The sequence below is a fragment of the Bradyrhizobium betae genome (genome assembly GCF_050632175.1).
In the GTDB taxonomy this organism is placed as follows: domain Bacteria; phylum Pseudomonadota; class Alphaproteobacteria; order Rhizobiales; family Xanthobacteraceae; genus Bradyrhizobium; species Bradyrhizobium betae_B.
Map to the genome: position 1 here is coordinate 752,707 of NZ_CP192576.1, position 12,414 is coordinate 765,120.

Sequence of the window (12,414 nt, forward strand, 5' to 3'; positions counted from 1 at the left end):
TGGCCGAGGTCGGGGCATGAGGACCACATTCATCGAGAGCCTGTCGCAGGCCGCGAGCGAAAACCCCGATATCTGGCTGCTCTGCGGCGATCTCGGCTATTCCGTGCTGGAGCCCTTTGCGGCGAAATTCACCGATCGCTTCATCAACGTCGGCGTCGCCGAGCAGAACATGGCGGGCATGGCCGCCGGCATCGCGTTGTCGGGAAAGACGGTCTTCATCTACTCGATAGGCAACTTCCCGACGCTGCGCTGCCTCGAGCAGCTTCGCAACGACGTCTGCTATCACGGCGCCGACGTCAAGGTCGTGGCGGTGGGGGCCGGCTACGCCTATGGCAGCCAGGGCTACACTCACCACGCGCTGGAGGATGCAGGAATCATGTCGATGCTGCCCGGCATCGAGGTGTTCGTGCCGTGCGATCCCATAGAGGTGCGCGCCGCGACGCGCCTGATCGCAGGAAGCGGCAAGCCGTCCTATCTTCGGCTCAGCCGGCAGGGAGAGCCCAATCTGGGGGCCGCCGTGACCGACCCGCGCAAGCCGCGGGTGCTGCGCGGGGGACGGGAGGTCGTCATCCTCGCGACCGGGCCAATCGCCTCGCGTGCGCTGGAGGCGGCCGGCGAGCTTGCCAGGCGCGGCAGGGAGGTTGGCGTGGTGAGTATTTCCTGCCTGAAGCCGCTCGACGAGGCTGCGATCCGCGACGCCGTGCGTGACGCCTCTCTCATCGTGACGCTCGAAGAGCACATCCTGCGTGGTGGTCTGTTCAGCCTGGTGGCGGGTGCGTTCGCCGGTGATGCGCAGCGGCCGCCGGTTGCAGGGATCGGCATCCCCGAACAGGGCGGCAAGACGTCGAGTGCAGGTTCGCGCGAGGCGTTGCTCGACGCCGCCGGCCTGTCGGTTCAGGCGATCGTAGCGCGGATCGAGCAGTCGCTGGCGAAGCGCTGACGGGTTTGCCCTACGCTCCCGAAGGCGGTGGCGGTCCGAAATTGACCCGCTCGCGCTCGAACACCACGGGCTTCTCGCGCACCTGTCCGTAGATCGCGAGCACGTATTCGCCGATCATGCCCATGAAGAACAGCTGCACGCCGCCGAAGAAGAACATCGCGACAATCAGCGTGAGAATGCCTGGCTCGGCAAGCTTCTGATAGAGCACCAGGCCGATGATGAAATTGACGATTGCGTATGCGATGCTCACGGCCGAGATCAGAAAGCCCGCGAACAGGCCGAAGCGCACCGGCGCCGTGGTGAAGGACACCAGCCCGTTGATGCCCTGATCGATCAGCGCGCTGGCGCGGTTCTTCGAAAACCCTTTCTTGCGCTCGCGCCAGGTGTAGGGCAAGCCGACCATGCGTCCACCGCATTCGAACGTCATCATGCGCATGAACGGATAGGCGTCACGGACGAGGCGCATGGCCTCGACGACGCGCCTGTCGACGAGTTGGAAGTCGCCAACGCCCGGAGGCACTTTGAGCTCGGAAAATCTGGTGAGCAGGCGATAGTAGGCGTTGCGGAGCCCGCGCATCAGACGGCCTTCTTCCCGTAGCGCGCGGATGCCGTAAACGATCTCGTTGCCGGCTTCCCACAGCTTGACGAATTGGGGAAGCAGTTCGGGTGGGTCCTGAAGGTCGGCCGGCATGAACAGGAGAACGGCATCGCCTCGGCTTGCCATCACCCCGTTATAGGAATTGCGCAGCGGTCCGAAATTGCGCGCGTTGACGATGACCTTCACAGAGGGATCTTCTGCGGCGATCTCGCGCAGGATCTCGACGGTGCGGTCGTCGGAGGCGTTGTCACAGAAGATGTGCTCGCGCAGATAACCCTTCAGCTCATCGTCGAAGATCTTCCGGATCGCTTCATAGCAATCCCTGACATTGAGCTCCTCATTGAAGCAAGGAGTGACGATACTTATGGTCTTCACTGCCAAATCCTGCAGCCGGTGACGGGCCGCGATCTCGCCCAACGACGGCTTCGCCCCACCGGAATAGGAGTTCCAGCGGACTAGATCATCACGAAAGCCCACATGCAAGCGTCGCGGCGCGTCTTCGGGCAGCTCAGGATTTGGATGATCCGCGCTGTTGCACGAGCTGGACTCTCGGCGGACCAATGTCGCACGAAGGATCGTCGAGACGACAAAGCCGGGGCGGAGGCAGACTTTCTCCCGGCCAAGCGACGCCCGTCATCTGGCCGCCATCAGATTGCCGAAACGGTAATTCACGCCGAAGCGCAGAATGTTGTCGGTAACATGCGAGCGATAGCCGACGGCCAGCGGCGCGCCGCTGAGCGCGATGACGGGGGTTGTGAGCGAGCCCGAGACGGTTCCGAGATCGACATAGAGATATTCCAGCCTGGCGCTCCAATTGTCTGCGAACGCACCTTCGATGCCGGCGCCTGCACTCCAGCCGACCTTGGTCGTGCTGCTGCTGAAGCTTGCCGCGACAGGCGTGAACGTTCCGCCGTCGGCACCCGGGGTACCGCCGACATTGATCGCATTCACGCTGCCCGAAGTGGAAACACGGCCGTAAGCCAGACCGCCGGTCCCGTAGAACAGCACGCGCGGCGTCACGGCGACGCCGAGCCGGCCACGGACGGTGCCGAACCAATCGAGCTTCTGGGTGAGATTGAATGCAACCGGCAGCGCGGGATCGAACGTGTTGTCGCCGCGATGGCCCGGCGTACAGACGCCGTCCTGTAAACCAGCCGGCGCGCCGGCGCACAGCGCGTCGAACCTGCCCTTCTGGCCGCTGCCCTGGAAATCAGCCTCCAAGCCAACCACGAACATGTCGCGCTGCCAGTTGAAGCCGACCTGTCCGCCGCCGGTGACGCCGTTGACATTGAACGTGCCTGCGCTGGAGCTCAGCAGCGCGCCGCCTCCGCCGTCGATGAAGTCCGCCGTCGCCCCCGAGCGGCCCCAGCCATAGCCGATGTTGAGACCCGCATAGAAGCCGCTCCAATTGGTGCCGGGATCGACGGCCACCGGCGGCGCCTTGGTGTAGATGCGCGGCACCACCATATCGGCGGCGAAGGCACGCGGTGCGAGCAGCATTCCGATCGCAGCCGCAACCAGCAAAGTTCGTGTCATCAGATTTCCCTCGATAAGCGGCGTTGCACCTGCTCGCGCCATGCGCGGACGATTCAGTGCGGCGACACTAGGAAAGCGCGCATCGCTCCGCGTCCTGCGTTCGAAGGTCAGCCGTTTGGAGGACACAGGCGGCCGATCGCGCGCGCAAGGAATGCGCGGGCCTCCAGGCGATCGCAAAATCGCTGTTATTTCAGTGCGATTCGATGATCAGGATAAATTCTGCGGACTGGCGCGATAGCCTCAAGAGCCGCTCGATATGAGACTGCTTCGCGGTCCAAGGAGTATGATCACGCCGTGGATGTGGCACGTCCGCAACAGATGGGGCGCGGTGCCCGGCCGCCGGCTGCTGCGGGTTTTGCAAAGATCAGGACAGAAACGACAAAGCCCGGCGCGAGCCGGGCTTTGCTTCTTGTTGACGCTTCCGTCGATCTCAATATTTGGCAATCACCGGGCCGGAGAACTGGTAGTTGATGCCGGCACGCAGGATGTGGTCGGTGAAGTGCGACGACACGTTGGCGCTGATCGGCAGAGCCGGCGACAGCGTGAACGGACCGGACGAGAAGCGGCCGAGATCCATGTAAAGGTACTCTAGCTTGGCGCTCCAGTTCTGTGTGATCTTGCCTTCGACGCCCACGCCAACAGTCCATCCGGCGCGCGTCGTCGAGGTCGAACCGATCGAAGCAATCGGAGCGCCGAAACCGTCAAAGCCGGTCATGCGGCCTGTGGTCTTGATCTCGCCAAACGCCAGACCGCCGGTGCCGTAGAACAGCACCTTCGGCGTCGCCAGGATACCGATGCGACCGCGGACGGTACCGAACCATTGCAGGCTCTGGTCGATTGTCAGCGTGGTGCCGGCCAGACCGCCAGCCGGGAGGAAGGTCAGGCCGGGAAGACAGACGCCGCCAGCCGGCACCGCGGTGCCGACGCAATTATAGACGGCGCTGCCCTTCTCGCCCGACCACTGAAGATCGCCCTCGATGCCGTATACCCAGTTGGCGCTCTGCCAGTTGTAGCCGGCCTGGCCACCGGCGATACCGCCATTCATATCGAACGCCGCATTGGTGATGGAGCCGGCCGGAGGCGCGATCCCAAGGCCGGTCACCGGATTGAAATAGGATACGTCGGTGCGCGAGCGACCCCAACTGTAGCCGCCATTGCCGCCGACGTAGAAGCCGGTCCAGCTCCAGACTGGATCGACCATGACAGGTGCCTTGACGTAGGGCCTCGGGGCCATATCGGCAGCCAGTGCACCCGTTGTAAACAGCGACAGGGCCGCTGCCATTCCAATCACGATCCGCTTCATGGAGATTCCCCTCCGCACGATTTTGTGAGGGAAACATACGCCGAACGGTTCCCACGGGCTGTGCCGGTCCGGCAACATCCAGAAACAATTGGAGCGTGTAGCGCCCGGACTACGGCGACACCACCGCGTTATGTAATTGAACGCGATAATTTTTCGGGATTAACGCGATGTCGCCCTGGTCCCCTGCGTCAATCCGACACGGGCAAGCAAGCCGTCGATCACCGGCCAAAACAGCAGCACAATCGCCAGGGTTGCAATGGAGCCGACGAGACCGTTCGACCAGAACACCTTGAGGTCGCCGCCGGAGCCGATCATCGACAGGCGGAAGGCATCCTCGGCCCGGTTGCCGAGCACGAGCGCCAGCGTGAACGGTGCCAGCGGAATGCCGATCTTCTTGAAGACATAGCCGACGACACCGAAGCCGAGCATCAGCCAGATGTCGAACATCGCGTTCTGGATCGCATAGGCACCGATCGCGCAGGATACCACGATCATCGGCGCCACCGCCGCGAACGGCACGCGCAGGATCGAGGCGAAAATCGGCACCGTCGTCAGCACCAGCACGAGGCCGACGACATTGCCAAGATACATCGAGGCAATCAGACCCCAGACGAAGTCCTTGTGCTCGACGAACAGCAGCGGGCCCGGATTGAGCCCCCACACCATCAGGCCGCCGAGCAGGATAGCGGCGGTGCCGGAGCCGGGGATACCGAGCGCCAGCATCGGCAGCAGCGCGGCGGTGCCGGAGGCATGCGCCGCCGTCTCCGGCGCGAACACGCCCTCGATGCGACCTTTGCCAAAACTCTCGGGATCCTTCGAAAAGCGTTTGGCGAGATTGTATCCCATGAAGGACGCCGCGATCGCACCACCCGGGGTGATGCCGAGCCAGCAGCCGATGAACGATGAGCGCAGCAGCGTCACCCAGTATTTCGGCAGGTCCTTCCAGACGCTCAGCACGACGCGGAGCGAGATGCTCGCCGCATGCCCCCGCAACGCCAACCGCTCCTCCATCGTCAGCAGGATCTCGCTGATGCCGAACAGGCCGATGACGGCGACGAGGAAGTTGATGCCCCGCAGCAGTTCCGACGACCCGAAGGTCATGCGCAGATTGCCCGACACCGTGTCCATGCCGATACCCGCGAGCAAGAGCCCGAGCGACATCGAGATGACCGTCTTGTGCTTGGCCTCGCGCCCGAGACCCACGAAGGAGCAGAAGGTCAACAGATACACCGCAAAGAACTCGGGCGGCCCGAACTTCAGCGCAAAGGACGAGATCATCGGCGCAAGGAAGGTGATCAGGAGCACCGCGACCAGCGAGCCGATGAAGGAGGACGTGAACGCCGCGGTCAGCGCCTCCGCCGCCCTGCCCTGCTGCGCCATCGGATAGCCGTCGAACGTGGTCGCGACCGACCAGGCTTCGCCGGGGATGTTGAACAGAATCGAGGTGATTGCGCCGCCGAACAGCGCCCCCCAGTAGATGCAGGACAGCATCACGATCGCCGACGTCGGATCCATCGTGAAGGTGAGCGGCAGCAGGATCGCTACGCCGTTGGGGCCGCCGAGGCCCGGCAGCACACCGACGAAGACGCCGAGCACCAGCCCCACCATCATCAGCACGAGCGTCTTCCACGTCAGCAGGACGGCGAAGCCGTGAAGCAGGAGACCGAAAGCTTCCATTGCGGGCCCGCCTAGTGGCCGAAGGCCGCTTCGAGCGGCCCTTTCGGCATGATGACGTCGAAGGCGATGTCGAAGGTAACGAACATGATCGCCGTGAACACGAAGGCGGTGAGCAGCGACTTCCACAGCGCGATCTTGCCGATCGCACGCATGAAGCTCGCAATCAGCAGGAAGCTCGCGACATAGAGGCCGAGAAACTGCGTCACCAGGCAGAACAGCAGTGTCGGCACGAACACTGCCATTACCCGGCGCGCCTGCGCACGGGTAACGAAGGTCTCGGCCGCCTTGCGGTGCTCGACCAGAGCTACGACCAGGCCGTAGAGGCTGCCGCCGCCGAGGATGACGGAGAGATAGAATGGGAAATAGCCGGGCTCGGGCCCGGTCGGATCCCAGGACGCGCCGGTACGCCAATTGTCGTAGCCGAGCGTTGCGGCCAGTGCGAGCAAGAGGAGACAGACGAATATCTCGATCGTGCCGGAACTGACGACAGAGGGCGAGTCGTCTTCCGGCGCGGTCGGATCGTCGACGACGATTTCAAGATCGGTTTGGGACATGAGCTGTCAACAATCGCTGCGGCTAGTCCCCTCGCCCCGCTTGCGGGGAGAGGGTCAGGGTGAGGGGAGTCTCCACGGGGACGGTGAAAGCTGAACTCGCGGAGAGTCCCCCTCACCCGCGCCGCTTCTTCGAAGCGAGGCGACCTCTCCCCGCAAGCGGGGCGAGGTGAAGAAGACCGGCTACTTCGCGACGAATCCGGCTTCCGTCATCAGCGACTTGTTGACGGCATCGTCTTCCTCGAGGAATTGCACCATGTCCTTGCCGGTGAGGAAGATCGGCTTCAACGCCTGCTTTTCCATGTAGTCCTTGTACTCGGCGGTCTGCGTCACCTTGTGGAACAGGTCGACGTAGAAAGCCTGCTGCTCCGGCGTGACCTTGCCGGGCAGGAACATCGCGCGCAGCATCAGGTACTGGACGTCGACGCCCTCCTCCTTGCAGGTCGGGATATCCGCCCAGGACTGCGTGTCCGTCACCTTGCTGGTGTAGGAGATCCGCTCCTTGTCGAAGACGCAGAGCGGCCGGACCTGCCCGGCGCGCCAGACTTCGAGATTTTCAGAGGGATTGTTGACGTTGGACTCGGTGTGGTTGCCGACGAGCTGGGTCGCGGCCTCGCCGCCGGACTTGTAGGGCAGATAGGAGAATTTCGCGCCGGTCTTCTGCTCGAGGAAGACGGTCAGCACGTGATCCTCGCGCTTGGAGCCGGTGCCGCCCATCTTGAACGGCGCGCTCGCCGCCTTCGCCGCCGCGACGAATTCCTTCACGGTCTTGGGACCTGCGCTGTTGTCCCACAGCACGAACTGGTCGAGCGCGACCACCGAGACCGGGGTCAGCTCACGCCAGTTGAACGGAATCTTCGCCGACAACGGCAGCATGTAGATCAGCGAATAAGCGATCAGCACCTTGTTCGGATCGCCCTCGCTGGACTTCATGTATATCAGCGCTTCCGCGCCCGACGCCCCGCCCTTGAGCGAGACGACGATCGGCTGCTTCATCAAATTGTTCTTCTGGATCGCGGCCTGCATCATCCGCGCCATCTGGTCGGAGGCGCCGCCCGCGCCTGCTGCCACCACGATCTCGACCGGTTTGGTCGGCTCCCAAGCGGCAAAAGCCGGCGTACCGCAGAGCGCAACGGCCAGCGTGATCGCGGCCTTCATTCCATGTCTCACGCGCGTCTTCCCTATTTTTCGACTATGTTCTTGTTTGGATTAGCAATTCACGAGTCAGGCGAATTGCATTGTGCGGGCGAATGACGGCCAGTTCAAGCCGGTCCGGCACAGCATCGGTTATGACTTTGGAATGAGATCGATTGCAAGCACGCCGGCCGGAAAAAGCGCGGGCCCCTCGACGGAGACCGCGCTCAACTCGCAAAGCCCGGGCGCCGGCTGGCTAGACGATCAGGATGTCGTGCGGGTCGATCACCGCGCCGGCCTGAACGACCACGACTGCCACCGCCGAACCTTGGGTGCCGTCGGCGCTGAAATAGAGCGTCTGGTTGCCGCTATCGAAGTGGAATTCAGCCGTGCCCGAGAAGGTGTTGTCGGCTGACATCTCGAATATCGACGTCACGTCCATGCCAGCCGCAAGACCGCCCCCGAAGCTGTTCGCCGAGATAGCGATGCGGTCATGCTGGGTGGTGTTGTTGAAGTCGGTGATCTGGCTGACATTGGCCGGCGGCACCGTGAAGGCGAACACGTCGTCGCCGCCACTGCCGGTCATTGCGTGGTTGCCCACACTGCTGCCGATCAGGATGTCATTTCCGGCTCCGCCGATCATCGTCTCATTGCCCTGGGTGGCGACGAGGATGCTGCCGCCGCTACCGGCGGTCAGCGTCGTGGCGGTGGTCGCGCTGTTGCTGACGGTCACGGTCGCACTGTTGTTGCTGGTCATGATGCCGTCATACGCGGTGTAGTCGAACGAGCCGCCCGCAGTCGCATCGTCGATGAAGTAGGTATCGCCGAACACGATCGCGGTGCCGCCGGAATTGCTCGTGATGGCGCCAACGGAGAGGTGATCCGTGGCGTCGGGATCGCTGTCGTTCAGCGCCAGGGCCCAGGACGGAATGTCGACCACGCCGCCTGGACCGGCATTCGTAACCACATTGTCGCTCGCCGCGGTCGGCGCATCGTTGGTCCCATTCAGCGTAATCGTCACGTCCTGGACACTCGTCTCGCCGTGGTCATCGATCACGGTGACGAGGTAGTCCTGGGTCAGCGCTTGCCCCTGCCCCAGGAACTGAATGTCCGCATTGTTCACCGAGAAGTGCCAGGCAACGGAACCGGTCCCGGACGATTCAGTGACGGGATCGAGCGTGAACGAGCCGACATAGCCGCTGCCCAGCGCTACCGCGCTCGCACTGTGGGTGTCCCCGGTCTCGACGTCCGAGAACGAGAGTGCGCCCGACGTGGTTGAGGTGGCAGGTCCGGTCGCCGGGTTGACGTTGACACTGTCCAGGATCATGCCGGCGGCATCGTCTCCATAGGTGAATTGCAGCGTCGTGCTCGAGGGATCGCCGACCACGTCGAAGGCGTAGTGATAAAGGCCGGGCTGCAGGTCGACGACATTCACCAGCGTCGTTCCGCCCCAGGTCACCGTGAACGGCGCGTTGTTGCCCTCGGGATCGCCAATGAGGTCGAAGCTGACGAAATAGTGCAGTCCCGAGGTCGTCGCGAGGGTCTGCGAGAGCGTCCCGCCCGACGCCGCGAGGTGGACAGAGTAATGGCCGTAGGTGCTGCCGATCTCGTACTCCATAACATGGACCGAACCGCTGGCGGTCCAGCCGGTCAGGTCGCCGGTCTCGAAGCCACCGTTGATGATCGCCGGCGCACCGGCATCTTCGGTCACAGATCCGGTGATGCCCCCGCCGGTCATCGTCGGACGGTCGTCCGCTCCCGCAATGTTGAAGGTCAGCGTGGTCGTGCCCTGATGGCCCTGACCGTCATCGATCGTGATATTGAACTGATCGCTGACATGGTCGCCGACCTGCAGCGGATCGACGCCCGCATTCGCGACATAGGCGTACGATCCATCCGCATTGATGACCAGTGATCCATAGGTGCCGCCGACCAGTACGCCGACATTGGCTCCGCTGCCATTGACAGCGGTGATCGTCTTGACCGAGCTCAAGTCGACCGGTGGCGTGAGGTTGTCGATCGTTCCGGCCGCGAGCGCGATGCCGACATCGAGGGACGAGGTATCGGACACATCCACCGCAAATGGGGTGACGATGAAAGGATCCGACGCACCGTCGATCGTTACAGTCACAGTCTGGGTCGAACTGGTGCTTCCATCCATGACGATGATGTCATATTGGACCGTAAGCGTCTCGCCCAAGCTGAGGAAATCGAGGTCGACGTCCGGAATGCTGAAGGTCCAATCGATGGAGCCTGTTCCTGTACCAGTGGAGTCGTGCAGCGCCGTTGCCAGCGCCGTCTGGAGGGCGGCCATCGTCTGGCCGGGCACGTCCGCAGTGCTCGACCACACCGCCGAATTCAGCACGACGCTGACGGAGTGGACGTCCGACAGGTCGACGTCCGCGAAGCTCAGCGACCCCGTCGGAATCGGGCTCGTCGTGTCCATGGCGCTCGAGCCGGTCACGCCGGCCTGCTCGGACAGCGAAGCCGATCCCGCGCCGCCGGTCATCGCAACAGCATCATTGGCGCCGGCGACGACGACGGAAACGGTCTGCGTCGAGCTGGTCAAGCCGTCGGCGACCTTGACGTTGTAGTCCACCGTCAACGTCTCGCCCACGGCGAGATAGTCGAGATCCTGGTCGGGAATCGCAAAATTCCAGTCGATGCTGCCGGAACCGGTGCCTGTGGAATCATGCAGCACCGTGGTCAGCGCAGCGGCGAGATCGGCCTGCGTCGCCGCCGGCGGCGTCGGCCCGGAGGTCGAGCCGAGCGTCACCGTCACGGTGTGCGCGTCGCTGGTGTCCTGGTCGGTGAAGGCGAGCGTGCCCGCGGGAGTCGTCGGCGTCGTATCCGGCGCAGGTGAGCCTGTGGTGGCATCCTGCTCGGCCGCCGTGGAGGATTCCGGGCCGCTCGTGATCACGACCGGATGGTTGACGCCGAGGATCGTAATGGTGACGTCCTGGGTGGTGGAGCCGCCATGACCGTCGTCGACCGTGACGTGGTAAACGAGCTTGAGTGTCTCGCCGCCGTTGAGAAAATTGGCCGAGACGTTTGGAAACGCGAAATTCCAGTCGACCTCGCCAAACAGATGGCCGGTCGAGTCCTGGAGCGACGTGCCGAACGCAGCCAGCAATTGCGCATTGGTCAGGGGGATCGAACCGCCGCCCGAGCGGGTCGCGGTGACCGTCGTCGAGACGGTGTGCGCGTCCGCAAGATCGATGTCGGTAAAGACGAGGCTGTCATACGCGATGAGATTGCCGGTTGGGCTGACATCGTGATCCTCGACGAGCGCCGCCGATTCCGGGCACGACAGGTACACCGGCTTGTCGTTGGTGCCGACCACAGTGACCGTAACCGTCTGGGTCGAGACGCCGCCGGCGTGGTCGTCGAGCTTCACGGTGTAGGTGATGTCGAGGTGCTGACCCGCCGAAAGATAATCGAAGGCGAGGTCGGGCGCCGAGAAGGTGGTATTGATCGTGCCGGTCGGGGCGCCGGAATTCTTGACGACGTTGTCGACATGATAGAACGACATCAGCTCGGCCTGGCCGAACGGCCCCGGCAGCAGGCCCGCGGTGGCGCCGGCGGCAGAGACGCCGATCACCGTCGCGGTATGACCGGTGTTGGCGAGATCATCATCGGTGAAGTTGAGCGCGACGTGAACCGTGTCGGGTGTCAACGACAGCGTCTGGTTGGTTTGTTCGGTGACGGTTGCGGCGGTCGTCATGTTGATCACAGGCTTGTCGTCGGTGCCGGTGATCGTGATCTTGACGGTCTGGATCGCGAAGCCGCCGTGATTGTCGGAGACCTTGACGTCATAGGTCAGGACCAGCGTCTGGTTCTTGGCGAGGAAGTCGAAATCCTGGTCCTGGTCGCTGAAGCTCCATTTGAGCTGACCATTGCCATTCGAATCGCTGAGGATCTGCGACTGCATCGCCGCCTGGAAATGCGCAAGCGAGGCCGCGGGAATGACGGTTCCGCCTGATGCCACCGCGGAATGCAGCGTTGCGGTCGTCGTGTGGGTGTCGGTCTTGTCGCTGTCCTTGAAGCTCATCGTTCCCGACAACGTGTGCAGCGTGGTTGAATCGTTGAGATTGGCGAATTCGGTGAAGCTGCCGGTGGCGGAGGACGAGGTGAAAATCGGCGTATGATTGGTCATGGAAAAATCCCTGCCTGCGTTGCCATGAAGGTACCGCCGCATGAGGCGCGGCGACGCGACTGATCGGTCTGAGAAATCAGACGAGACTCAACGGTCTTGAATCGAAGGCCTTGGCTTAAGGGTCTTGGCTAGAGAGCTTTGGCTTGGTCACGAGGCCGTGCCTGGCGTCGGGATGTCAGCAGCAATGAAAATTCTGGCGCAGCTCGCGTCGTCGAAACTAATTCGCTATTACTATGGTTCAATTTCAGCTCAATGACGTCAGGTTGCAGCACGGCCCGCCGAACGCTTCACACGATTCACGTCACTCAATTCCGCTGGACTCGAATTCACTACCGGCCGGCCTGTCGGCTCGAAAATGCGAGACGACATCATGCAACCTCTGCGATCTTATGCCCGTGCTTGTCGTGCCGTCAACGTGAACGCGCAGGCACGCACGCGCACAATTGCGGTTCCGGACCGCGGAACCGCTTGACAGAGATGCGACAATTGCAAATTCGCTGAACGATCGACGATTGACGT

8 protein-coding genes are annotated in these 12,414 nt (G+C 62.9%); 1 reads left to right on the top strand and 7 read right to left on the bottom strand.

Annotation, left to right across the window (positions count from 1 at the left end; translation table 11 throughout):
• The first annotated feature begins 16 nt into the window (after positions 1 to 16).
• The gene (locus ACQ86E_RS03830; RefSeq protein ID WP_431204265.1) at positions 17 to 940 is read left to right on the top strand and encodes a transketolase family protein; all 924 of its coding nucleotides are present in this window, start codon (positions 17 to 19) and stop codon (positions 938 to 940) included.
• A 10-nt stretch (positions 941 to 950) separates the two neighbouring features.
• Here ACQ86E_RS03830 and ACQ86E_RS03835 read toward each other — a convergent pair whose 3' ends face one another.
• From ACQ86E_RS03835 to ACQ86E_RS03865, 7 genes are all read right to left on the bottom strand, one after another.
• On the bottom strand, positions 951 to 1,913 hold the full coding sequence (locus ACQ86E_RS03835) for a glycosyltransferase family 2 protein (protein WP_431204266.1): 963 nt from the start codon (positions 1,911 to 1,913) through the stop codon (positions 951 to 953).
• Between the two features lie 258 nt (positions 1,914 to 2,171).
• Entirely contained in the window at positions 2,172 to 3,074 is a 903-nt protein-coding gene (locus ACQ86E_RS03840; RefSeq protein ID WP_431204267.1) for an outer membrane protein, read from the bottom strand.
• A 430-nt stretch (positions 3,075 to 3,504) separates the two neighbouring features.
• Positions 3,505 to 4,377: an outer membrane protein gene (locus ACQ86E_RS03845; protein ID WP_431204268.1), complete on the bottom strand. Its 873-nt coding sequence runs from the start codon at positions 4,375 to 4,377 to the stop codon at positions 3,505 to 3,507.
• A gap of 159 nt (positions 4,378 to 4,536) precedes the next feature.
• Positions 4,537 to 6,054, bottom strand: coding sequence for a tripartite tricarboxylate transporter permease (locus ACQ86E_RS03850; protein ID WP_431204269.1), 1,518 nt, complete (start codon positions 6,052 to 6,054; stop codon positions 4,537 to 4,539).
• A gap of 11 nt (positions 6,055 to 6,065) precedes the next feature.
• Positions 6,066 to 6,608, bottom strand: coding sequence for a tripartite tricarboxylate transporter TctB family protein (locus ACQ86E_RS03855; RefSeq protein WP_431204270.1), 543 nt, complete (start codon positions 6,606 to 6,608; stop codon positions 6,066 to 6,068).
• 180 nt (positions 6,609 to 6,788) lie between these two features.
• On the bottom strand, positions 6,789 to 7,763 hold the full coding sequence (locus ACQ86E_RS03860) for a Bug family tripartite tricarboxylate transporter substrate binding protein (RefSeq protein WP_431204271.1): 975 nt from the start codon (positions 7,761 to 7,763) through the stop codon (positions 6,789 to 6,791).
• Between the two features lie 232 nt (positions 7,764 to 7,995).
• The gene (locus tag ACQ86E_RS03865) at positions 7,996 to 11,895 is read right to left on the bottom strand and encodes a beta strand repeat-containing protein (RefSeq protein WP_431204272.1); all 3,900 of its coding nucleotides are present in this window, start codon (positions 11,893 to 11,895) and stop codon (positions 7,996 to 7,998) included.
• Between the last annotated feature and the right edge of the window lie 519 nt (positions 11,896 to 12,414).